At 59.1% G+C, this 25,062-nt stretch carries 14 protein-coding genes; 5 read left to right on the plus strand and 9 right to left on the minus strand.

Features of this window, described 5'->3' with window-relative positions:
• The first annotated feature begins 2 nt into the window (after positions 1–2).
• The 5 genes from kynB to B9Z51_RS03080 all read left to right on the plus strand — a co-directional run bounded on the left by kynB (position 3) and on the right by B9Z51_RS03080 (position 6,217).
• On the plus strand, positions 3–629 hold the full coding sequence (gene kynB / locus B9Z51_RS03055; RefSeq protein ID WP_108371666.1) for an arylformamidase: 627 nt from the start codon (positions 3–5) through the stop codon (positions 627–629).
• A gap of 22 nt (positions 630–651) precedes the next feature.
• Positions 652–1,938: a kynureninase gene (gene kynU, locus B9Z51_RS03060; RefSeq protein WP_199227429.1), complete on the plus strand. Its 1,287-nt coding sequence runs from the start codon at positions 652–654 to the stop codon at positions 1,936–1,938.
• 10 nt (positions 1,939–1,948) lie between these two features.
• Positions 1,949–2,854, plus strand: a complete 906-nt coding sequence (gene kynA / locus B9Z51_RS03065; RefSeq protein ID WP_108371667.1) for a tryptophan 2,3-dioxygenase — start codon at positions 1,949–1,951, stop codon at positions 2,852–2,854.
• A 631-nt stretch (positions 2,855–3,485) separates the two neighbouring features.
• On the plus strand, positions 3,486–3,953 hold the full coding sequence (locus tag B9Z51_RS03075) for a (2Fe-2S)-binding protein (protein ID WP_108371671.1): 468 nt from the start codon (positions 3,486–3,488) through the stop codon (positions 3,951–3,953).
• Positions 3,950–6,217, plus strand: a complete 2,268-nt coding sequence (locus tag B9Z51_RS03080; RefSeq protein WP_108371672.1) for a xanthine dehydrogenase family protein molybdopterin-binding subunit — start codon at positions 3,950–3,952, stop codon at positions 6,215–6,217. The genes B9Z51_RS03075 and B9Z51_RS03080 overlap by 4 nt, the downstream gene beginning before the upstream one ends.
• Before the next feature lie 2 nt (positions 6,218–6,219).
• Here B9Z51_RS03080 and B9Z51_RS03085 read toward each other — a convergent pair whose 3' ends face one another.
• The 9 genes from B9Z51_RS03085 to B9Z51_RS03125 form a co-directional block, all read right to left on the minus strand.
• Positions 6,220–7,449: a lytic murein transglycosylase gene (locus B9Z51_RS03085; protein WP_108372672.1), complete on the minus strand. Its 1,230-nt coding sequence runs from the start codon at positions 7,447–7,449 to the stop codon at positions 6,220–6,222.
• A 120-nt stretch (positions 7,450–7,569) separates the two neighbouring features.
• Entirely contained in the window at positions 7,570–8,352 is a 783-nt protein-coding gene (locus tag B9Z51_RS03090) for an HNH endonuclease (RefSeq protein ID WP_108371674.1), read from the minus strand.
• Between the two features lie 168 nt (positions 8,353–8,520).
• A complete protein-coding gene (locus B9Z51_RS03095; RefSeq protein WP_108371677.1) occupies positions 8,521–10,167 on the minus strand; it encodes a DNA glycosylase AlkZ-like family protein in 1,647 nt (548 codons plus the stop codon).
• Between the two features lie 232 nt (positions 10,168–10,399).
• On the minus strand, positions 10,400–10,876 hold the full coding sequence (locus B9Z51_RS03100) for a hypothetical protein (protein WP_199227430.1): 477 nt from the start codon (positions 10,874–10,876) through the stop codon (positions 10,400–10,402).
• Between the two features lie 2 nt (positions 10,877–10,878).
• Positions 10,879–11,586: a DUF3800 domain-containing protein gene (locus tag B9Z51_RS03105; RefSeq protein WP_108371681.1), complete on the minus strand. Its 708-nt coding sequence runs from the start codon at positions 11,584–11,586 to the stop codon at positions 10,879–10,881.
• Positions 11,587–11,604: 18 nt separating this feature from the next.
• A complete protein-coding gene (locus B9Z51_RS03110; RefSeq protein ID WP_108371683.1) occupies positions 11,605–12,804 on the minus strand; it encodes a HEPN-associated N-terminal domain-containing protein in 1,200 nt (399 codons plus the stop codon).
• 3 nt (positions 12,805–12,807) lie between these two features.
• On the minus strand, positions 12,808–16,323 hold the full coding sequence (locus tag B9Z51_RS03115) for an N-6 DNA methylase (protein WP_233254800.1): 3,516 nt from the start codon (positions 16,321–16,323) through the stop codon (positions 12,808–12,810).
• A gap of 522 nt (positions 16,324–16,845) precedes the next feature.
• Positions 16,846–19,680, minus strand: coding sequence for a helicase-related protein (locus B9Z51_RS03120; protein ID WP_108371687.1), 2,835 nt, complete (start codon positions 19,678–19,680; stop codon positions 16,846–16,848).
• Positions 19,677–24,998, minus strand: a complete 5,322-nt coding sequence (locus tag B9Z51_RS03125) for a DEAD/DEAH box helicase (RefSeq protein ID WP_108371688.1) — start codon at positions 24,996–24,998, stop codon at positions 19,677–19,679. Before B9Z51_RS03125 ends, B9Z51_RS03120 begins: the two co-directional genes overlap by 4 nt.
• Positions 24,999–25,062 lie beyond the last annotated feature (64 nt).

Below are 25,062 nucleotides of genomic sequence, written 5' to 3' on the forward strand. Positions count from 1 at the left end.
CCATGAAAAAACTTTGGGACATTTCCCCACCTGTGCAGGCCAGCAGCCCGGTGTTTCCGGGCGACACGCCTTACACCCAGCAATGGGCCGCCACGCTCTCGGACACCTGCCCCGTCAACGTGAGCGCCATCACGATGTCGCCGCATGTGGGCGCACATGCCGATGCGCCACTGCACTACGACCCTCAGGGTGCGGCCGTGGGCGCTTTGGACCTGCTGCCCTTTCTGGGCCGTTGCCGCATCATCCATGCGCTGGACGCAGGCCCACTGATCACCCTCGCGCACTTGCAGCATGCCCTGTCAGATCTGCCCCCACGCGTGCTCGTGCGCACGTACCGCCAGTTGCCGCTCACGCAGTTCGACACCCAGCTCACCGGCTTTGACCCCGCCTGCGTGCAGCACCTGGCCGATCTGGGCGTGCTGCTGATTGGCACCGACAGCGCCAGCATCGACCCAGCAGACAGCAAGCAATTGCCCAGCCACCAGGTGATCCGCCAGCGCGGCTTGCGCGTGCTGGAAAACCTGCTGCTCGACGATGTGCCCGAAGGCGATTACGAGCTGATCGCCCTGCCCCTCAAACTCATGACCGCCGACGCCAGCCCGGTGCGTGCGGTCTTGCGCGAACTTTGAACACCACTTGAAAGACCACCCCATGATGAACCTCACCCCTTCTTTGCAAGACTGCGAACTGCTGGACGCGCAAGACCCTTTGCGTTCATTGCGCGAACAATTTGACCTGCCCGCTGGCGTGATCTACCTGGACGGCAACTCGCTGGGCGTGATGCCCAAAACCGCCCCGGCCCGCGTGGCCCAAGCCGTCACCCACGAATGGGGGCAAGATTTGATCAAAAGCTGGAACACCGCAGGCTGGTTCACCCTGCCCCAGCGCGTGGGCGACAAAATTGCCCGCGTCATCGGTGCCCAGGCCGGCGAAGTGGTGGCCGCCGACAGCACCTCGATCAACCTGTTCAAAGTGCTGGCCGCCGCGCTGCACATCGCCGCCGCTGACCAGCCGCACAAAACCAAAATCGTCAGCGAACGCAGCAACTTCCCCACCGACCTCTACATCGCAGAAGCCCTGTGCAAAGAACGAGGATTCACCCTGCAACTGGTCGAGGCAGACGAGATCGCCGCCGCCCTGCAAGCCGATGTGGCGGTGCTCATGCTCACCCATGTGAACTACCGCACCGGCGCCATGCACGACATGCAAGCCGTCACCGCCATGGCGCACGCGCAAGGCATCCTCACGGTGTGGGACTTGGCGCACAGCGCAGGCGCGGTGCCCGTTGATCTGAACGGCTCAGGGGCCGACTTTGCGGTGGGCTGCGGCTACAAATACCTGAACGGTGGCCCCGGCGCACCCGCCTTTGTGTGGGTGCACCCCCAACACACCGACCGCTTCTGGCAACCGCTGGCCGGGTGGTGGGGCCATGCCGCACCGTTTGCCTTCACGCCCGATTACCAACCCGCCAAAGGCATCACCCGCTACCAGTGCGGTACCCAGCCTATCCTGAGCCTCACCGCGCTCGACTGTGGCCTGGACGCTTTTTTGAGCGCCGAAGCGCTGGGCGGCATGGCTGCACTGCGCCAAAAGTCATTGGCCCTCACGGGTCTGTTCATGCAGCTGGTGCGCACGCGCTTGCACGGCCACGGCTTTGGCATCGCCACACCGGCTGACGAAGCCCTGCGCGGCTCTCAAGTGAGCCTGACACGAGCCGATGGCGCCTACGCCATCGTCCAGGCCCTGATCGCGCGCGGCGTGATCGGTGACTTTCGTGCGGGCGATGGCGGCCAGCACGCCGACATCTTGCGTTTTGGCTTCACGCCGCTGTACATCGGTTACGCCGACGTCTGGCACGCGGCCGAGCACCTGTGCCAGGTCATGCAAAGCGGCGAATGGCAAGACGCCCGCTTTGCCCAAAAACATGCCGTCACTTGAAGGGCCCCACATGAGTTCCTGTCCATTTCACGCTTCTGCACCTGAGCACGCCCAGAGCACTGACACCGCCCAACCCATCGCAGCTGGCGAGCGCATCGTGCAAGAAGAGCACGCCCAGCTCGACTTTGACGGCCGCATGAGCTACGGCGACTACCTGCAACTCGACGCCATCCTGAACGCCCAAAAGCCGCTCTCCCCCGACCACAACGAGATGCTGTTCATCGTGCAGCACCAGACCAGTGAGTTGTGGATGAAGCTGATGCTGCACGAGCTGCGCGCCGCCATGGCCAGCATCGCCACCGATGAACTGCCCGATGCCTTCAAGAAACTGGCGCGTGTGAGTCGCATCATGGAACAGCTGGTCCACGCCTGGGATGTGCTGGCCACCATGACGCCACCCGAGTACAGCGCCATCCGCCCCTACCTCGCGCAGTCCAGCGGCTTTCAGAGCTGGCAATACCGCTGCATCGAGTTTTCGATGGGCAACAAAAACGCCGCCATGCTGCAGCCGCACGCGCACCGCCCTGACCTGTCGGCCATCGTGCAAGCCGCCTACGAAGCGCCATCGCTGTACGACGAGTGCTTGCGTCTTTTGAAACGGCGTGGCCTGCCCGTACCCGACAGCCACACCCAACGCGACTGGCGCCAGCCCTATCCGGCCAGCGAGGCGGTGGAAACCGCGTGGTTGGAGGTCTACCGCGACCCCAAGCAGCACTGGGACCTGTACCAACTGGGCGAAGAACTGACCGACCTGGAAGACGCTTTTCGTCTGTGGCGCTTTCGGCATGTGACCACGGTGGAGCGCGTGATCGGCTTCAAGCGCGGCACCGGTGGCACGGGTGGCGTGAGTTATCTGCGCAAGATGCTGGACACCGTGCTGTTCCCCGAAATTTGGACGCTGCGCACGCAGCTGTGACCGCCAGAGCGCAGCGCGGGCGACCTCCCAGAAGGGACATTGATGTCTGTGGGAGCCCCACCCCCGGGGCGATGGCTTGTGGTCTGCACTGCTTTTCGCGACGAGGGCGTCGCTCCTACAGGGAAAAGGAGCCCAGCTCTTGGCGAGATGCATGTTGTGGGAGCCCCGCCCTCGGGGCGATGGCTTGTGGTCTGCAAGGCTTTTCGCGACGAGGGCGTCGCTCCTACAGGGAAAAGGAGCCCAGCTCTTGGCGAGATGCATGTTGTGGGAGCCCCACCCTCGGGGCAATGGCTTGTGGTCTGCACGGCTTTTCGCGACGAGGGCGTCGCTCCTACAGGGAAAAGGAGCCCAGCTCTTGGCGAGATGCATGTTGTGGGAGCCCCGCCCTCGGGGCAATGGCTTGTGGTCTGCACGGCTTTTCGCGACGAGGGCGTCGCTCCTACAGGGAAAAGGAGCCCAGCTCTTGGCGAGATGCATGTTGTGGGAGCCCCGCCCTCGGGGCGATGACTTGTGGTCTGCAAGGCTTTTCGCGACGAGGGCGTCGCTCCTACAGGGACAAGTCACTCCTGCACGTCAAGTTCTTGCGCAAGACCGTTAACATCTTGCACCAGCTACATTCCCGGGAGACTCCGTGCAACTGAACATCAACGGCCAAAGCCGCACCTCAACCGCCGACCCGAGCATGCCCTTGCTTTGGGTGCTGCGCGATGAATTGAACCTCACCGGAACCAAATTCGGCTGCGGCGTGGCCGCTTGTGGGGCCTGCACCGTGCACATCGACGGCCAGCCCGTGCGCTCGTGCGTGATGCCCGTGTCGGCGGTGGCCAATCAAGCGATCAAAACCATCGAGTCCTTGGGCACGGCAGAAAAGCCTCACCCACTCCAAGCGGCCTGGATCGCCGAGCAAGTGCCCCAATGCGGCTACTGCCAAAGCGGCATGCTGATGGCAGCGGCCGCCCTGCTCGACAAAAACCCCAACCCCAGCGACGCCGACATTGACGCCGCCATGACCAATCTGTGCCGCTGCGGCACTTACCAGCGCGTGCGCGCCGCCATCCACCGCGCTGCTGCGCAAATGAAGAAAGGCGGTGCCGCATGAAACGCCGCACTTGGTTACTCAGCGCGCTCGGCGCGACCGGCGCATTGGTCGTCGGCTGGGGCGTGATGCCCGCCCGATCACGTTTAGGTTCACCCGAACTCATGCTCCCAACCCAAGGCGATGTCGCCCTGAACGGCTGGATCAAGATCGCTGCCGACGGCGCCGTGGTGCTGGCCATGCCTCGCAGCGAAATGGGCCAAGGCGTGCACACGGCGCTGGCCATGCTGGTGGCCGAAGAACTCGATGTGCCTCTGAACCGCGTGCGTCTGGAGCAAGCCGGTGGCGACAGCATTTACGGCAACGTGGCCATGCTGGTCGCCAGCCTGCCTTTTCACCCGCTGGACAGCGAAGGCGAGCACAAGCCCACCAAGATCAAGATGGGCGAATGGCTGGTGGGCAAAGTCGCCCGCGAACTGGGCCTCAACGCCACCGGCGGCTCGTCGTCGGTTGCCGACCTGTGGGACCCTCTGCGCATGGCCGCTGCCACGGCGCGCGCCAGTTTAGTACAAGCCGCTGCGGCCGCATGGAAAGTGCCTGTGAGCGAAATCACTGTCGCGCAGGGCGTGATGCAACACGCCTCAGGCCAGTCCGCGCACTACGGCCAGATGGTGGCCGCTGCTTCGGGCAGCACGCCCTCGGGCATCCAAACCAAATCGCGCCAGAAGTGGCAACTCATCGGTCAAGCCGCGCCGCGCACCGACATCCCGTCCAAAGTCACAGGCCAAGCCACGTTCGGCTTGGACGTGCGTCTGCCTGGCATGCTGTTTGCCGCTGTGCAGATGTGTCCAATGATCGGTGGCAGCGCTGCGTCCATGGACACGAAAGACGCATTGACCCTGAAGGGTGTGTCCAAAGTTGTGCCGCTGGACGCCTGGGGTGGCGGCACCGCAGGCTTGGCCGTGGTGGGACAAACCACTTGGCACGCACGCCAAGGCGTGCAGGCCGTCAAAGTGCAGTGGCAAGCCCCTGCCACGGGCGCAGTAGACACCCAGCGCATCCAGGCCGACTTGCTCAAGGCTTTGAACGAAGACAGCGGCTTCACCTTCCATGAACAAGGCGTGCCCACCCAAGCCGAAAAAGCTGCCACCACCCGCATCGACGCGCTGTACCAAGCGCCTTATCTGGCCCACGCCACCATGGAGCCGATGAACTGCACCGCGCAGGTCAAAAATGGCAAGGTCGAGATCTGGGTGCCCACGCAAGTGCCGCAAATGGCCCGCGACATGGCCGCCAAAGTGGCCAAGGTCGACAAAGACCAAGTTACTGTCCACGTCACCCAATTGGGTGGTGGTTTCGGTCGTCGTCTGGACGTCGACTTCATCGGCCAAGCGGTGCAAGTGGCCATGGCCTGCGAGGGTAAACCGGTGCAACTGAGCTGGTCGCGCGAAGAAGACATGAAGCACGACTTTTACCGCCCCATGCACTTGGCCAAGTTCCAGGCTTCGCTGGACGAGAAAGGTGAAGTCACCAGTTTGCGCATCAAGTCGGCCGGTGACGCCATCACCCCGCGCTGGATGGCGCGTGCAGCGCCCCACCTGTCGGGCCCCATCGACATGCCCGACAAAACCGCGTCCGAAGGCCTGTTCGATTTGCCCTACGGTTTTGCCAGCCAGCACATGAGCCATGTGGCCACGAAGTCTGGCGTGCCGGTGGGCTTTTGGCGCTCGGTTGGCCATTCGCACAACGCCTTCTTCTCGGAAAGCTTCATCGACGAACTGGCGGCTGCCACGAAACAAGACCCACTGGCCTTCCGCTTGAAACTGCTGAAAGACGCACCGCGTTACGCAGCTGTTTTGCAGTTGGCGGCGGACAAAGCGGCTTGGAGCACGCCGCTACCTGCAGGCCGTGCGCGCGGCATTGCCTTGCACGAATCGTTTGGCTCCATCGTGGCGCAAGTGGCCGAAGTGTCCCTTGCCGACGGCCAGATCCGCGTGCACCGCGTGGTCTGCGCGATTGACTGCGGCACCGTGGTCAACCCCGGCACCGTGGCCCAGCAAATGGAAAGCAGCGTGGTCTACGGTTTGAGCGCGGCACTCTTTGGCAAGATCGACATCGTGGACGGCGTGGTGCAACAAGGCAACTTCCCCACCTACCCCATGGTCTCGCTCAGCCAGACCCCGGTGGTGCAAACCCACATCGTGCCCAGCACCCGCCACCCTGCAGGCGTGGGCGAACCGGCTGTACCCCCGCTGGCACCGGCCGTGGGCAACGCGCTGTTTGCCCTCACGGGCAAGCGGCAGCGGGCTTTGCCGCTGACCGCCTGAGCTCAACCGCCTCGCAGGGCCTTGAGGATTTTTTGGCCGCCACGGCCATTTGCCTCATGGCCCAGGCGCTGTTGTTCGGCGCGGATCGCTTGGCGCGATGCGTCGCCCAGCATGCCGTCGATGGGGCCGATGTCGTGGCCGCGCATCGTGAGCAAGCCCTGCAACTCGCGCCGCTCGGCGCGTGACAGACCCGCGTCGTCGGTCGGCCAGGGTGTGACAAATGGGCCACCGCCGCGCAGGCGGTCGCTCAGATGGGCAATCGCCAGGCCGTAGCTTTCGGCGGCGTTGTAGCTGTAGAGCGTGTCAAAATTGCGCGTCACCAAAAACGCCGGACCGTTGGCACCAGCGAGCGTCAGCAAGCCCACGTTGCCCAAGCTTTCTGGCAAGGCCGAGCCGTCCACCCGGCGCACGCCACGGGCAGTCCATTCAGACACCGGGCGCTTGGTGCGGCGGCCTTCTCCGGCCAATGACAAGCCAGCAGGCAGCTTGACCTCAATGCCCCAAGGCAGGCCGCGCTGCCAGCCCGCACGGGCCAAAAAGTTGGCGGTAGATCCCAGCGCGTCCACACTGCTGTCCATCAGGTCGGCGCGTCCGTCGCCATCAAAGTCCACCGCCAAGCGTTCAAAGGTGGTGGGCATGAACTGGGTGTGGCCAAAGGCCCCCGCCCACGAGCCCACCAAGCGCTCGGGCGCGATGTGTCCGGCTTGCAAAATGCGCAGCGCCGCAAAAAATTCGCCTCTGAAATAGCTTTGCCGCCGCCCGTGGCACGACAAGGTGCCCAGCGCCTGCACCAGCGGGTATTTGCCAAAGGTCTGGCCAAAATTGCTCTCCACGCCCCACACCGCCACCACCGTGGCCGGGTCCACGCCAAAGCGCTCTTCGGCACGCGCCAACGCTGGGCGGTGCTGGGCCAAACGCGCCGCGCCATCGGCCACGCGTTCTTCGTCCACCAGCGCCGACATGTAGTCCCAAATAGCAGTGCGAAATTCGGGCTGAAAGTTCAGCTTCTCGATCACGCTGAAGTCGGCTTGCAAGCCAGCCGTGTGGCGCGCCCAGGTGGCGTCGCTCACTTTGCCGCTGCGTGCTGCAGGGCGCAACTCAACCATGCAAGCCGACAAATCGGTGCTTTGCGCCCAGGCTGCTTGGGCAAGCCCCAATGAGGCAAACACCGCACTCATGCAGGCGGTGCGCACCCAAGCTGAGGCGCATGGGGTGGATGGACGTGGTGTCATGAAAAAAGTCCCTGAAAATTTGAATGTGTCTGAGTGCATCTCAATGCGCGCCAGCGAATGTACAGCGTGCAGCAGCTACAAGGCCAAAGGCCTGGGCATTGGGGGAAAAGGGTAGGAGTTTCAGGCCATCCAAGCATTCACGGTTTGGAACTGGTCGCGGTGATACAGCAAATATGGGGCATGTCCAGGCGCAAGCCAACGCAGCTTGAGGCCATTGGACAGCCCCAGCAAATGTCTATCGGCCAAGGACACTGAACTGCCGACCAGCAACTCACCTGCATCACTGAACGAGATCAAAAACTTGTCAAACAGCGCATCCAAGTTGGCGCTGAGCAAAAAGCCGTTGAAGACGTCTAAGCGCTCGGCGTCTGTGGTGCAGTCGGCCCAAGGCTTGGCGTGGCTGGCACGCAAGGCCGGGGCCAGCGACAGTCCGGTGACTGCGCAAGCGCCGCCCCAGTAGTCAAGCATGGCCTGGCGGTAACGGTCTTGACCCACACGCTGGCGCACCAAGCGCTGCACCTCGGTGCTCAGGCTGTCGGCTGCAGGCAGCTCGGCCAATGCCTGCTGCACCTGCGCATCAAAATCCACCGCCGCCTGATTGGGCAGGGACTGGGCCAGCACAGCTGCCCGATGCAGCCACTGGGCCAATTGCGCATCGGTAGTGGCCACGTAGGCATCGCCTGCACGGGGCCAGTCGGCAAAGCTGCGAGCCAGCTCGGAAGGCAAAGTGGCCGGGCCTTGCACAAGGGCCATGGCGTAGCCCTGCTGAGCCCAAGACACCTCGGCTTTGGCGGGGTGGCGGGCCGAGCCCAAAGTCACGGCAGTGCCCATTGCAGACACGGTGTGTTCAAAACCGTGGTCGTGACCCGCTTTTTCGATCAGGGCGCGTTTGAGAGGTGTCATATGTCCGGAAAAAACCCCCGTTTATTTTGATCCGCAAGGACCTAGACAACGTGGAATTTTGAAAATAACTATAAAAATCAATGACTTATCGAAATTTAATAATCCGCAAATGATCCGCAAATGATCCGCAAATGATCCGCAAATGATCCGAATCAAATGGCTTGCGGGTCACTTTGGCTCCACATAGGCGGTCGTTTTTCCTTGTCCGCGCATGACAATTTGCCCAGCAGCCAGCATTCTTTGCAACAGCCGCTTGACCTGCCCTTCCGTCAGGCGACACAACTCCATCACCTCAGCCCGCTTGATCTGCCCGTGCTGACGGATGTAGCTCAGCAACATCTGCTCGTGCTGAATGGGCCCAAACCCTACTTGCCGGGTGTAAGCCGCCTTGTCGCTCACCACCGAATACACGGCCGCAGTCAACGTATAGCTGCGGCCACGGGTGTTGCCGTGCGCCTCTACCAAACCGGCTTCGGTCAGCGCTTCCAGCGTGCGCTTGGCGCTGGCCGCGTCACGCTGAATGTGCTTGGCCAACGCGTCGGCCGACAGGCGCTTGAACTCACGCAAAGCGGCCAGGGCGATCAGTGAATCAATGGGCAGCTCGGCGTTGCGGTTGCGCTCAGCGTCCACCACCATGCGCCTGAACGCCACATCGGCGGGCACCGTCGGCAGGCTCAGCACCACGTTGTGAAGGTCGGTGCGGCCATAGTCTGGCGCGGGGCGACCAAACTTCAGCATGCCCCGGTAAATGGTGTCCACGCCGCGACCGGAACGCTCCACCACGCCAATGCGCTTCATGGCATCGGCCAGGGCGCGGTTGCGGGGGCGTGGCTCGGTCACCAGCAGGTTGGCCAGCGTTACGCCGTCTACCAAGCCGCCGGGGTTGCTGATCACCAAGGCATCGTCCTCCAGCCGCACATGCACTGCGCCCATGCGGTGGTAGTCGCGGTGTATCAGGGCATTGGCCACCGCCTCGCGAAACGCGGCCATGTCCACCAAGGGCACCGGCACACGGAACAAGCCCACTTGCAACTCCTGCTCGGGGTTGTAGGGGCGAAAGTTGGTCTCCAGCCAATCCAGCGCCTTGAGCAATGGAAAGCGCCGAAACTCGTTGAAGCGCACCGCCTGCTGCGCCAGCACCTGAAAAGCCAGCTCGTGGGTGGCCACGCGCTGCTGCAGCACCGACTCGCGCCCAATCAACAACAAGCCAGTCAGCGTGGGCACACGGGTGCCATCGGCCAAACGCTGCGTCAAGCCCAGTGCGCCATCCATGGCCTCGTCGTCCAGCTCCAACAACACACGGTCGCCACCGTATTGCTGCACCGCTTGGCGCAGGCGCTCGCGCTCAAGCGGGTCAAAGTCGGCCAAGGTGCAACCCGCAACTGGCTGGGCCGACACATCCACCAAACCAAAACTGCTGGCGCGGCTGATGCGCTCGTGCGGCAGCATGGGCACACACTCGGGCGTGCCGTCGTGCTTGATGCGGCGGCGCACATACACGCCCGCTTGCGTGGCCACCTCGCCCTGCGCTTTGGGCACGGTGATTTTGGCCACGGGTACACCATCCACTTGAAGCGCCTCCACCCTCACATGCAAAGCGGGCGACGTGCGCGCCGCCACCATGCCCGCCAAACCCGTCAGCACCATGTGCTCGGCATGCAGGCCCGTGGCTTGCCCATCGTCCTCCACCCCGAGCCACAACTCGCCGCCCTCGGTGTTGGCCAGGCACACCAAAGCTTCGACCAGTTCAGCATCCGGTAGGCGTTTGCGGTCGCTTTTGAATTCAACGGTGAGGGATTCTGATTGGGGAATCATGTGATGCCTCTCATGTGCAGCTGATCCCATGTAATCACCCAGCTGCTGGCGGGCAGCACATGCTCAAAGCCATGGTCGTGGCCAGCTTTTTCGATCAGGGTGAGCGGGGTCATTGAAAAATTTCTTGTAGTGACAGCGCAACTGTATATAATCACGGGTTACTCATCAGCCCAAGGCTGAAGGAGCTGGGCCAACGCCATGTGCGTTGGCCTTTTCTTTTGGCGAGCCGTATTTATAAGCGCCGAGCATATTTGGACTGCAAGGTTTTCCTCTTGCTTGGGTAGTCAATCCAGTAAGCGGTGATAAGCCTGCGGGCACCATCTGAGTAACGCTTCATCACCACCACATAATCCAAGTCCTTGAGCCAGACGTACGTGCGTATGTCACTCGCGCCCTCTTCAAAATCCCAAGCGAGCACGGCCGGATCGGTGTGATTCAGCAGCGTTGGACGCGCCCAAGTCAACCTTTCAGCACGTCGAAAATCTGGCAAACGAATCCCAGAGCGGGGAGGATCTTCACGCTCCACAAGGTGCCAGAAGATCAGCTCCTTGCCCCTTTCCATTTCCGGGAAGAACCAAACACGGCATCCTTGGTATGTGACGGGATTGATAACAAAATCTGTACGAAAAATGGCGTACAAGCGCTCCATCACCTCGTCTGACCAAGGTGACATGACGAACATCGGCGGTAACCAAGCAGGCACGGACATGCTCATGCGCTCCTTGGTGTGAACAGGAACACATTCAACTTTTGCTCAGCCAGGGATGTGGATGTCAACAAGCTGCGCCCCAGCTTTTTTTCCAAGTGTTCTATCACCGCCACTTTGGCTGTGTTGGACGACAGCGCCCTGTGACGATACGCCAACGCGCCCGTCAGGAAATCCGTCACCTGCATGATCTCCATCTCGTGCGAATGCACGTTCTGAACATGGCGAACCATTTCACTGGTGAAGTCATACACGTTGTTGCAAAGCACATCTTTGAGCCGCTTGAGCTTATTTCTGCCCTGCGTGTCCTTGATGTCAAGGTAGATCGCGTACTGGCTGTCTGGCGACAAGATTTTGCTCAGCAACGAAAATTGCATTTTGTAATAAAACAGATCATGGTCACCCTGATTGAAGGCGTCGTGATTCAAGGCCTGCTTATTGCGAACAACCAACCCACGGTAATGCAAAGGAGCCTCTGCCAAAAACCAATCCACCAACTCAATATAAAACGGCAAACGAGAGGCAGATACTTTTGCCCACTTGAGTTCACCCCTGGCGTTGTAACGCGCTTTGATGTCACGCAACTCGGCACCGATCCGGCGTGCCTCGTCTTGCGGACACCATGCTGCACCCAAAACCATGATGGGCTGGCCGTCATTTTCAAGATGGCAGCTTTCGTCGCAGTAAACATTGAATATAGGTTTTTCGCTCATGTTTAGACCACTTTAAATTCAAACCTTAATGACCTCAGCCGATTGAAACTTCACCATTCCAAAACGTTCGAGTGAAGACTTCACCATTCCAAAACGTTCGAGTGAAGACTTCACATACCGCTGACCGCGCTCAGGAAAAAGCACAAAGTTTTTTCCCGCTGTTAAAGCACTGGGGTAAATCAGCCCATCCAAAGGTTTTCCATCAGGAGAAAAGACTTGGGCGAGATATTCGCAAACCAGCTGGGTAGGCACATACTCAATTTCAGGAATGTCGTCTTTGCACAAAGGCTTAGAGATGTCCTCTAAAAAATGCCACAGAAAGATTGCATAGTCCTGTGTGGGATCACGCCCCTCGAAAATGGACATGCACTTCGGTTGGTGTGTCAGGTCTAACACCCGAAGTTCTCTGCTGGGCTGCCAACGACTGACAGTCACGGCATCACCCACTACAGCACGCGCTTCGTGAAGCGCCGTTGTTTGATCAAACGCCAAGTACAGATAGGGGATGCCCGCAGGGTTCATCCGCCCTCCAGTGGCTTTGGTGTGCGGCGGTGGTCCGGCTTCACCTGCAAGCAAAGGCCAAACACCTTTTCTAACCCTCAAAAACACTGCATTTGCTGAAATGGTTTGCACCATCTGGTTGTGCTCAAACACGTGCCCCAGAAAGCCCAGCATCTCTGCAGGACTGATAGGCCGATCGCCGTACTCATCAACGGACTTGTGAACATGAAAATGAAATCGGCTTTGGTGCTTCACTGCGGCGACAAAAGCAGACCAGGACCACCGATACCGTTGATGTCCGTAGCTCCCAAAAAAATCACCTTCAGGAGCCTCAACCCAACCTACTTCATGCAGTGCACCCGCTACGTCTTCAATCAGCTCGTTGCACCAATTCACACCTTCGTTACTCAATGTTCCTTCAAGCACATCTTGCGTCGACAAGTACTCAATTGGAAAGTCCTTGCTGTAAGGCACTCCGGCATTAGCTTCGTCATTGAATCCGTAGTGAATGCCAGTCTTTACTGCATCCAAAATACAACTGACCTCAGCTGTTGACACGCCAGTGTTATCGCAGTAGTCACAGCCCGTGTGGTGTGCTGACGCTTCTACCAAACTGGCCAGATAAACATCATCTACGCAGTCAACACATACGTGCCTGTCCAATCCATCCCACCCACGATCTTGCGCTTCCATCCATGCTTGTTTTGCTCTTCCCATGCTTCACTCCAAAGCATCCCAAGCCGCAAGCACCAAGCGCTGCGTCCGGTATTCGCCAAACTCGCGGAGTTCGCCGTTTTTGAGGACGCGGAATGTTTCGCTGGGGTAGTCGTCGCCCATGACGTCGGCGGGGTCGAGGATGTAGCGCAGTTCGTCGCGGGAGAGGCCGTAAAGTCGAGCATAGTAGGCATCGAGCTCGGCGCGAAGTTGGGCACGTCGTTCCGAGTTGAAGGGGAATGGCTGGCCACTATGGCCAAGGTCTTGCGCCCAAGCGGCCAGATCGTGGGCGGTGAAGGTGAGCTCCAGCACGCGGGGGACGATGTAGGCGAGGTCAGTTAAAGAATAGTTTTCAGGCGGCAATATAGGAAATTGTCGGAAAACATAATCTGAAAGATTGGTTCCGCCCAGCTTCTGACGAGCAATAAAATCCAAAGTTATTGAATTAAGATTTGCAAGTAGGGCAGCTTGATGTCTAGGCGCTTTGTTACTAATGCACAACCGAACGGAGTAATTTGTTGCACATCTCTTCAGTACAGATGCAATTATTGTTCTCTCATTAGTAGCATTTGTGATGTTTCGATAAGCAATCAGCCATTGAAATTTTGCGTTTCTTTCAATTAACCTACGCTCAGTCTCTGAAACCTCCATTACGTAAGAAGTATTTATAGAAAAATAAGGATCAGACTTAAACTCATCTTGTACAGTAATATCATTCCCCGATGAATCAATTGATGAATATCTATGATCATATTGATGAAAATATTTAGCCTCAATCATTGGGTAAGAATTAGTTCGCTCTGACTTCTCAGCAAGTAATTGATCTGCTGATTTCCCCATATCAAAAATTCGACTTAAATTTTCATTCCAAGGATCAGCAATCTGGAACTGATGGAAACAACCCGCTTTTTTATAGATTTTTTCAGTTAGTTTTGCATCCATCTGCGACCTAAACACAGGACACGTAAGAGTATTTGGATTAATGAGCTGAAACTCTTGCGGTGTAAGGCTGAAGCGGCGACGCTGGTCGGTGAGCTGGCTTGGATGGCTGGCAAAAAAAACAAACTCAGATACAGAAGCTTGACCGAGCGTGACCAAACTGAACTTGAAGCTGCGGTGCACTGACTCAAATAAAGCTTGTTTGTTTTCAATGTCATACAAGCTAATTAATTGCCCCGACTGTGAGATATGGCCAAAAAATTGCTTCGTGCTATCGTCGGTGGCAATGCCAGTTGGCACGATAAACCCCGCCCGCCCTGTTGGGGATTTGATTTGAAGAATGGTTTCAGCAAATAACGCGTAGGTGTTGACGTCGCCCACACCGGTGAGCGGGTAGCGACCGCCCTCGCCCCCTATGCCTGTGGTGCTGCCGCTCACATGCATGAACACGCTTGCGGCCTCAGCCGAGCGGCGAGCGGTGATGAACTCAGCGTAAAGGCGCTTTTCGGAGTCGGCCAGCATGCTACTGGCGGGGTTGGCTACATCGAACAAACCGCGTGGCTCCGCGTGTGCACCTAGGTGCTCGGCCAAGGTGCCTTCACTCAGCCATTGGATACGCTGTGCACGCTCGGCCTTGTTTTTAGCAGCGGCCACTGCGGGGTGGCGGGTGGCAAAGAACTCTTCCTCTTGCAGCTTGATGCGTTCCCATGGCGGGTTACCCAGCACGCAGTCAAAACCACCACAACCGAACACTTGAGGAAAAGCCAGAGACCAATGAAGTACGCGCGCCTCAAGGCAAGCAACTTGGGCTGCTACCAATGCGCATTTTTGGTCCTCGGGCAATTCATCACCCGACAAGGTAAGGTAAAGCGTGCCACTGGTGGGGATACTTTCCGCCCCCAGACGCTTGGGTAACAGATAGGCACCAACCAAAAGATCGGCAGCATGGGCTAGTCGATTGGTTTTGGCTTGCTCCAAAAACACACGGTAGGCCGATTCCTTAGCAGCGATCTCTTGGGTATTTTTTTCTGGCAGTGCCTCTAGTGCTTGCAGAGGCTTGAGGCCACTATCGAAAGCATTAACCACATCCAACTGACCAAAGGCATTGGATTTGCGTTTTTTTTCTAGGTCTTTCAATTCACCTACATTGATCTTTGCAAGCAGTTTGCAAACTTCCTTGTCGTCACCAGAAAGTGGCTTGAATGCATCTTTCGCAATGCCGAATTCCAACGCCTTAAGGTCAGTCAACCCGAGCAACGCATCACCCACTTGCAGGTGGTGGTCCAAAAAGCTCAGCGGCCTGCCCTCTTCAAAGCCTTCCAGCCACAGCGCGGTGCGAGCCAGTTCAATGGCCATGGGGTTGCGGTCCACGCCATAAATGCAACGGGCAATGACTTCGCGCAGCGCATGGCGATAGGCGGCGGGGGTGACCACGCCGTCGTCTGACCGCAGCGCGGCCAGGCGCTCGGCCAGCTTGCGGGCGGCGGCCAGCAAAAAGTGGCCGCTGCCGCAGGCCGGGTCGCACACCTTGATGCTGAGCAATGCGTCCACAGGGTTGTCAGGTTGGGCGGCGATGCGCTGGTCAATGACGGGCACCAGTGCGGACTGGATGAGTTCTTGCACCAGGCTGTCGGGGGTGTAGTAGCTGCCGGTCAGTTTGCGTTCGTTACCGGCGGTGCTGCCCTCGCTGGTCAGGCCCACAAAGCCAAATGTGCGGGCGGGCAGGTCCACCTCGGGCACGAGTTCGAGCAAGCTTTCGTAAACGCTGCCCAACTCCTCCACGCCCATGTTGCGGTAGTCGATGGGGGCCAAGCTGCCCCCCGCTTGCGCGGCCCAGCGCATGCTTTGCATGGTGGCCAGCAGGTGAGCGTTGCTCAGTTCGGCCACATCCAGCGCGGGGCATTGGCTGGTGTTGAACAAGCCGCCCAAGGCGGACAGGCCCAAGCGGGGCTCGCCGTGGTTGAGGCCTTTGAACACGATGCGCATGCTTTGCCACAAGTCGTCAAAGCGGTTGCGGGCGCGACGGCGCAGGGCCATGTCGCGCAGGCGGGCCAAGGCATAGCCTTGGGTGTATGCCGCGTTGGTTTGGCCATTGGCGTCTTTGAGCAAGCCGCGCTCTTCGATGCTGAAGACAAAGATGAGGCGGTAAATGAGGCGCAGCAGCTGGGCGAAGTAGGCTTCTTTGGTCAGCTCACCGTTTTGCAGGGCCAGGCGCAGGGCTTCGTTGGCTTGATGCTGTAAAAATCCGTTGCCAAAAGTGAGCAACGCTTGCGTGACGCCCATGCGCAAGCCGTTGCGCACGCGGGTGCCCTCTTCTTGACCGGCTTCTCGCCATGCTTCCCACACCACGGGTGCGTGGGCTTGGCTGTCGCTGGTGGCTTGCAGGCCTGCGCGGCTGGCGTGGAGCAAGCGCCAGGCGTAGGCAAATTCGGCATAGCGCTGGCCGCTGAGCAGGTCGGCCATGTCGATGTCGAGGTAGCTGGGGCGGGTGAGCGTGGCGGCGTCGCGCAACAGGCGGATGGTTTTGCCGTTGGTGACCAAGCCCCATTGGTGGTCAGGGCTGGCGTTGAGCAGTTCTTGCATCAACTGGAAAGGGGACTTTTTGCGGGTGCCACTGGCCGAGCCGTCGGCATGGCGCACGCCGTAACGCGGGTCGGCTTCGTCCAGGCCCAAGCTGTGCGGGGCAATGACGATGGGTAGCTGTGCGCCCAAGCCGTTGCTGGCGATGTGGGTGACGGTGTAATGCCGGTCGCCCACGGTAATGCCAGTGCTGGCCCCCACGGCGGGGTAGCCCAAGGCGTCGCGCAGCAGCTCGGTCACAAAGGTGGCGGTGGCGTGCGCGGCGTCCAGGTCGGCGCGTTCCATTTGCTTTTCAAAATGCTTCCACTGGGCGGATGCGATTTGAAAGGCGCGGCTGTATTCGTCTTTTTGCTTCAGGCCCTTGGGGATGCCGTAGTCGGCATCGGCTTGCAGGCGGGCAGTGCCCAGGGCGGCTTTTTCGAGGACGTCGGGCAAGAACAAGCCGCCTTCCAGGCGAAGGGTGGGCAGGTTCAGGGTGGCGAGCTTGTGGCAGGTGATGCGTTTCATGTTCTTGTTCTTTTCAGATCACAGCAATTCGGGCAGCAACACATAGACGCCGATCACATCCACCGGCAAGCAGGGGGTGACACTGTATTGGCCCACGTCGCGGGCGGCTTCGCGCACGCGGCGGTGGTCTTCCAAAAGTGCTTGGGCGCGTTCTTTGGCCAGTTGACCCAAGTAGTCTTGGTTGGCTTGTGCAAAGTCCAGCGATTGCTGGATCTCGCGAGTGATCAGCTCACGCGGCAAGTTGCTGGTGGGTGTGCTTTGCAGCAACTGAGACACGCCCTCATCGCTGAGCCAAACCGGGTTGGTGCGGCCCTGCACGGCAACCGCCACAGTTTCTTCGGCCATCATTTGGTAGGGCTCTTTGCGGCGGACATAACTGAGCTGGTGGCGCAAACGCAGCAAGTACACCGTGGTGACCACCTGCACTGCATCGGTCTCGGTGGCAGCGCAACGGGCGGTGATGCTGGTTTCGCCCTGCAAGGCGGTTTCGATCAGGTGATCGGCCAGCACGGTCACCAGCGGGTGGCTGCGGTGCAGTTCGGCAAAGTCGATCATCAAGCCTTTGGTATCGCCCTCTTTGACCAAGCCTTCGTCATCCAGGCGTTGACGCAGGGACTCAGGCAAGTGAACGGTGGGCAACTTGAAGGACTGGCGGCGGGCTTTTTCGAGTGGGGCGTTCAGGCGAGCGCAAGCGCTTTGCACAAAGCGCTGCACATCGTCTTGGGTGCCCAGGGCTTGCTGCTGCTTTTGCCATTCGGGCATGACTTCGTCGGGCCGAATGGCACGCTGGGCAAACACGGTGCGGTTGGCTTTGGCTTTTTCGAGTGCGTCGGTCCACTGCGCTTGCAGTGGAGCCAGAAGTTCTTCGGCTTCTTCAAAACCCAAACCCATTTGGCGGCTTTCAGCGCTGACACGCTTCATGAGTGCAGCCTTGACCATGGCCTGATTGATGCGGGTTTTATCTTCGGGCATGGGCACAAGCACGCCAAGCTCTTTCTGGATGGCTTCGCCTTTGCGCAAGATGACGTTAAGCACAAAGCCATCGACCGGGTTGTCTTGGCCGTAGAGCATGGTGCATCGCACTTCGGGGGCCTGCTGGCCAAAGCGGTCTACCCTGCCCTCGCGCTGTTCGTGCCGCGTCGGATTCCAGGCCAGGTCGTAATGCACCACGGCGGTGAACAGGTGCTGCAAGTTGATGCCTTCGGACAAACAGTCGGTGGCCACCAAAATGCGCGTGTCGCCGTCTTCCATGTTCTCCACCCGATCACGGCGCTCTTCGGGGCTGAGCTCACCAGTCACGGACAACACAGTGGCTTGTTTGAAGTGTTTGCGCAGTTCGTCGGCCACGTAATGGGCCGTGGCCACGTAGCGGCAGAACACCACGGGGTGGAAGCCTTCTTTCACCAAACCATCGAGGTGGGCAATCAGGTTGGCGAGTTTGGGGTCGCCCGACTTGCCGCTCAGGCGCTTGGCGTCTTCAATCAGGGCATGCAGACGCTGGGCATCTTGCAGTTGCGGGCTGAGCTGACCAGCGGGCTCCAGATCGGTGCCGGCCATGTCGTCGGCTTCGCCGTCGTGCAGGCGGTCGTCTTCCAGCAGGTCTTCACCATCGGCTTCCAGCGCGGTGCCGGTTTTGCCTTCAAGTCGGGTGGTCAGCGCTTTCACGGCAGCGGCTGGAGAAGAAGCCACGCACCGCAGCAGAGCCAAGGTGGCGTACCAAATCAGGCGGGCTTGGCCGGTCTGCTGCCCCTCCACCGATTCGGCCATTTCGCGGCAGTAGGTTTGCACGTTGTCAAAGAAGGCACCCCAGTCGCCCGTGAGCTTGTAGGTTTGCTCGGTCTTCATGCGGCGGGCAAAGCCACGCAGGTCTTGGGTTTGGGCTTGCCATTCCACAATGTCTTTGCGGCGGCGCTGCACAAAGTGTCGCGCCAACAATTGGCGCAAGGGGTCTTGTGCCGAGGTGCGGTTTTGCAGCTGCGCAAAGTCGGGGTTGAGCAAAGACAACAGGTTGTAAAACGCAGTTTCGTCACCCGAGTGGGGCGTGGCCGTGAGCAAGAGCAAGTGGCGGGCATCGTCTTTGGCCAAGCGCTGCAACAATTCAAACCGCAGTTGCTTGCCTGCGCCGCTGCTGGCACAGGTGTGGGCCTCGTCAACGATGATGCATGCGGGCGCGATGGACAAAAAGTGTTCGCGGTGGCGTTCACTCTTGATGTAGTCCAGGCTGACGACAACGATGGGGTAGTGGTCAAACAGGCTGACGCCGTGTGGCAACTCGCGCTCCACGCGGCTGGCACTGGCCGATGTGAGGGCCACGGCTTGCAGGTTGAAGCGGCTGAGCAGTTCGCTTTGCCATTGCTCCACCAAGTGCGGGGGGCACAAAACGGCAAAGCGGGTGATTTCGCCACGGTCCATCAGCTCGCGCACGATGAGGCCTGCCTCAACCGTTTTACCGATACCGACGTCGTCAGCAATCAACAGACGCACGGTGTTCAGGCGCAGGGCCATGAGCAAGGGCACCAGCTGATAAGCACGAGGCTCCACCGCGATGTTGCCGAACGAGCGGAAGGGACCACCACCGGCACGCAACTTGAGTCGCAGGGCGTCGCGCATGAGCAGCGCGGCCGCGTGGTTGCCTGGTTGGGTGGCGTCGGGCCAAGGAAAAGTGGCGGGTTCGACAGGGGTGAACTCTAGCTCTGGAATCAGGGCGATGGTGTCTTCGTCAGAGCCGCCCAAGGGGCGCAAGCGCAGCAGGCTGGTGGCTTCGTCAAACGATGAGTCGGCCTGAACGACCCATTCGCGCCCACGGGCGCGAACGAGGTTGCCGGGTTGGAAGTGTGCGGTGGCTGTGGTCATGGGGTGTTCTGATTTCCAGGGCCAAACACTTGGGTGTTGGCGGCAAACTGTTCGGGCCATTGGGCCGGGTCTGACATGACCAGCACGTCACGGCCTTTGTCGCGGAGGTGGCCAACGATGTCGTCACTGACTGCGCTGAGGAAGACCACTGTTCTGGCCGATTTGTAAAAAGCGTCTGCAACGGCGTTGGTGCCAGAGATGGGCACATTCATGTCTGAGGGCAATGCGAAACCACCTGCTTGCAAAGCTTGTTGCCACTGGCTGAGCAAGCTTGCCCCGGTTCCATCGTCAACAGGTGCGAGGGTTGTGGGCAAGGTGGATGCGCTTTGCGGCGCAGGCACAACTTGAGCATTGGCCAATGCAACCAAGAGCTTGAGAGCATCTTCATTGCGGCGGTTGATGTTGTCGTGGTCGGGTTGGTTGAAATAAGACAACAGACATTGGTAACAGCCCGCTTCGCAAATGTGATGACCGTTTTTGTCCAGTTGCTCCAGGGTGGGCAGTTCATCAAACTTCCACGGACCCGTGGGCGCGTTGTAGTGCAACAGCTTGAGGGCTGACGCGGCCACTTGGGCAAGGGCTTGGGGTTCGGTGGCCAAGCGTGTGAGCACACCTGCACCGCCCTCGGCAGCCTCGTAGAACATGATGGCTTGCCGGTTGTCTTGCGTGGGCAGGGCTTCGGCCACTAACTCGGATTCTTCGATCTGGTAGGTCATCTCGATGCCGCGCTTGAGAGCGGCTTGCAAGGTGGCCATGGTTTCCAAGTCCAGCGTTTGCTTTGCAGGCTGCAGGATCAGGATGTTGCGGTAGTCCTCTACAAACGGAACGATTTGCTGGTTGGGCACCTTGTCGAGCAAGTTGTCTTCAGCTTCGTTGGCTTCGGTTGCACCTGGTTCGTCTTTTTTGCTCCACTGCCCCGTGACGGGGTTGATGTAGAACCCCAGTTGGTTTTTGTCTTTGCGGCGACGCCAGCCCCGGTTGATGCGCCAGATGAGCGCGGCGGGGGCGTAGGTGAGTTCGGCCAGGGGTGCCTCGTTGGCATCTGAGCTCGGCTGGACGATGGTCTTGACCTTGGAGATTTGGCCATTGGGGCCGGGCAAAAACTTGTAGGTGGTTTGAAGCTCAAAGCCTTGACGCTGACGGTCTTCGTCGTTGATGGAAATGCGCTCGACGGCCATGGTCTCGACCGTTTCGATGCGGTAAAGGTTTTTGACCCAGTCGTTGTCGGTCAATAAGGCATCGCAGTTTTCGCAACGATCCACGATGGGATCGCTGCCCCCCAGCTGACTCATGTGGGCATAGCCACAGGCACTGCAAACACGGCTGGTAACGGTAGCCAGAGAGCTGTTGCCCGAGATGTGGTCGGTGTTGCCGACGTTGAGCTTGGCACGCACCACTCGGTACATGCGGCCCTGGTGGTAAATGAGGCTGCGCGGGCCAAACTCGGACAGAGCAAGAAAGCGTGGTCGGCTGACCATGCTGCCGTCGTCGTCCTTGCCCCCTGCACCGCCTTTGGCCGGTATCCACGCCATGAGGGGCAAACGCGGGAAGTTGTAGCCGGGCAAAAAGCCTTGACTGGCCAGGTAGCGGTAGGTGTAGAAGTCGTTGTTTTGGGCGTTGCCGGTTTTGAGCAGCAAAGCGTATTGCTTGGCGGCATCGCCGTAACGGCGCTGTGAGTTGAGTTTCTCAGCGTTGCTGCTGGTGTAGCTTTGGCTGACGGTGTTGGCCATGTCCATTTGCTTGCGCGTGGCCTCGACCAGGGTGCGCCAACGCTGGAAGGCTTCTGAAAAGTCCTTCGGTGCTTTATCAATGGTGTTTTTCGCATGTTCGGGCGAATACCATGGGCTGCTTTGGACTTCTGTCACCACCTGCTTCATGAAGGCCTGTGCGCTTTGGGCAGCCCGTTGGTTCACTTCGGGCGAATTGATTTTTTGCCACAAAGCGTCTTTGAGGGGTTGGTCTATTTTGTCCAGCTCCAACATGGGAGCGATGCTGGTGTCGAGCTGAACTTGTGCAGACGAGAGCCAGATGGCGTGGAGGTGGCTTTCGACAAGATCGCGGTTGGCCAAGTCCAGTGTGGGCGCCTTGACGATGCCGTGCACCATGTCGGTAGCGTGGTGAAAGAACCATTGATCGTGCGGGCTGAGGGCGGCGCAATAAGTGATGACCAGCGCCTGCATGCCGGAGCGGCCTGCACGGCCGCTGCGCTGAGCGTAGTTGGCCGGTGTGGGCGGTACGTTGCGCAAATAGACGGCATTAAGTGCCGAAATGTCCACGCCCAGCTCCATGGTGGGCGAGCAGAACATGACGGGCAAACGCTGCAATGGCGCATCGTTGGCGGGGTTTTCTGCCCAGTCCTGTCGGTCTTTGGTGGTGTAACGAAAGCGCTGCTCCAGAAGCTGGCGGCGTCCGGCATCGACCTGGGCGGTGTGCTCTTGCGCTTCAAAGTTGAAGAGTGCGTGTTGGGATTGTTGAAGCGTCTGTGCAACGGCCAAGTAGAGGTTGCGGAAGTAGGCGTTGTGGCGGGTGTCTGTGTCTATGTCTTCGTCGCGCACCAGCAGCCAGTCCATGCTGTTGGCGTTCAGGCGCCAGCCGAGCACCTGGGAGTCGATGTCGAACTTTTGTACATAGCCGTAATTGGATGCGGCCTTCAGCAGGTCTTCAATGAAGGCTGTCCATTGCGGGTCTTTCCAGCCGCTGACTACAGCGGCAGCTGAGCTGCTCTTCCACAGCGGGGACAACTTGATGTCTTTGAGTAAGCGGGTTCGTGGACCACCCGGTACCAGGTCTGTTCGAGGCTTTCCTCGGTATTCTGGACGCTTACCCAAGATGAGGTATTTGGAGGTTTCGAGGCTTTCGTCGTACGCGAATGCCCAGCGGTCGTTCAGGTATTGGAAGGCGGTGGTCTTGGCACGCTCTTGCTCGATGGGGTCGAGGTACATGCTTTGCAAGCAAAGACCGCGACGCATGTGGTCAAACAGGCACACCGAAAGCTCTGTTCTGTGTTGGGGCGAGAGCTTTGACAAAACCGGGTTGCCTACAAACAAGGATTCTTCGGTAGCAAATTCGGCAATGCCCCGGTATTGGATGTTCAGCAGGTTGAGCTGGTCCAGGTTGGGGTTGTTGAAGCGCCAGCCTCGACGCAGGTCGCGCATCAGTCTGTACCCAATGATGAAGCGCAAGGTCTTCTGGGCATCTTGCCGGGCAAGGCCCATGATCTTGGGGTTCTTGAGGTATTCGGTCAGTGTGCCTTGATCAACTTGCTCGAACCCCAGCGCTTTGAAAACTTGGCTGGCCAATACGTCTTCAGACAGCAAGCCCTGGTTGTTTTGCAATGCGCCAATGAGCGCTGCACGCAGGGTCAGCAAAAAAATGAAGTCGTTGAAGTGGCCCGCTTGCAGAGCGGCATCCTGCCGGTTGTCGGTGAAGCCCAGAATTTTGCGGGGATCGGGTTGATCCGTCTGCGGATCGCCTTCAGCAAACAACTGACGAATGGCGGTCAAGGTCAGGATGGTGGTGGCAGATGAGCGCCCCTCACCAGACAAGCTGGCCAGGCGGTTGATGTCTTTGCCATGGACCTCATGGGACAGACCGCAGCGCAGACAAAACCTGAACTTTCCGGGAATGAACCAGAAGTCTTCACCGCCCCGCCCGTGCAGGCCATCTGGCCCCAAGGTGACCGGTTGCGGCACGGCTTTTCGGTATGTGCTTTTGATCTTAGGTTCGGCTTTGCTCAGGTCGAGCCATGTTTCGGGCAATTCTTCGAGTTGACCTGTAAAGGTTTGACCCGTAGTTTGCGGGCACAAGAAGCCGTAATGCGCGTCTTCGTTTTCGTCGGAAGAAATGTCGTCAATTTCGCGGGGACTGTATTCCTGCTGGGCATTGTCGGATCGCCAGACGGGGTGGTATTCCTGCCCGCAATCACGGCAGAAGTGCACGGGATAAAGGCGCGTTCCCTCGTCTTGCCGGCCTGGTGCAAAGCGTTGTGCATCTAGCGTGATGTGGCGCTTACCTGCTGGCTCTAAAGTCGCGAGCACCTTGCCTGGTCCGCTGATGAATTGGTGCAGCTTGAAAGCAAATGGGGGGCGGCCTTGTTCGGTCTTGACTTCGTGGGCAGCCACCAAAAACAGTTGCAGGCCTGCACGGGCCAGATCAAAGTCACAACCCGCATCGTCGGCCAACCTGGCCGCCGCGTCCTTGAGGGTCATCGGTTTGGCGCGGCGCGGTGCTTCGAGTTCGGGAAGCTCAATGCCAAGGTTCAATTCGACCCAGATGGCCAAAGGGTCGTCTTGGAATGCTTCGTAATTGGGCCATGAGAAGCTGGTTTGAGATAAAGCCGACTTGAGGTAGGGCTTGATGGCGTCTACATTTTTGGCTGGGTTGGTCACTCGGTCCAGTGTTTCACCAATGACATCGTGCTCGGTGATGGTGGTGCCAAAAAGTTTGGAGGCCACTTCGGCGACGGTCTTGTTGCGGTCAGCTTGGGTGCCCGTGGATGACATGGTGGCGGATGTGCCAATGCAAACCAGCTTATTGGCTTGCAAGCGCTCGCGCAGGCGACGTACCAGCATTGCCACGTCAGCACCTTGACGTCCCCTGTAGGTGTGCAATTCGTCCAACACCAAAAACTCAAGCCCCTGGCAGTGGTCAACCACGCCACGGTCAATTTCTTCGTGCCGCGTGAGGATCAACTCCAGCATCATGAAGTTGGTCAACAAGATGTCGGGGGGGTTGTTTTTGATGCGTTCGCGCTCGGTTGCGCTTTCCTGTCCGGTGTAGCGGGCGACCGTGAAGGGCTGCTGGCCCGGTGCGTAGCCGTGCAAAAACTTGTCGAGCTCCTCCAGCTGGCTGTTGGCCAGTGCGTTCATCGGGTAGATAACGATGGCGCGTGTACGCGGCTTGGGATCGACCTGCTTGGCTTTGAGGATACGGTCGATGATGGGGATAAAAAACGAAAGCGACTTGCCCGAACCTGTGCCGGTCGTCACCACATAGCTTTTGTCCTGCCCGGCTTTGGCCAAGGCTTCCATCTGGTGTGCATACAAAAACAAATCGACAGGCGTGCCCTCGGGCTTTTTGGCCTTGAACAACTCGGCACAGGCGGCATGTAAATCGCCCTTGGCGGCCAACTGCTGAACGGTGGCACTGCGGCGGTAGTTGGGGTTGATTTGAATCAGTGGCTCGGGCCAATAACGGCCCTCGCTGTATTCACGCTCGACCTTGTCCAAGATGTCTGGTGCATGAATTTTGGAAAAACTTCTGGAAAAGGTGCTGTATTCACTGACCAGCTGGTCTCGAAAATTGAAGACGTTTTCCATAGGGTTTTTGCTAGGTTTTGGGGGGCAAAGTATTTGATGAGTCTAGCCCGGAAAAACGAGGTTT

The sequence above is a fragment of the Limnohabitans sp. T6-5 genome (assembly GCF_003063315.1).
In the GTDB taxonomy this organism is placed as follows: domain Bacteria; phylum Pseudomonadota; class Gammaproteobacteria; order Burkholderiales; family Burkholderiaceae_C; genus Limnohabitans_A.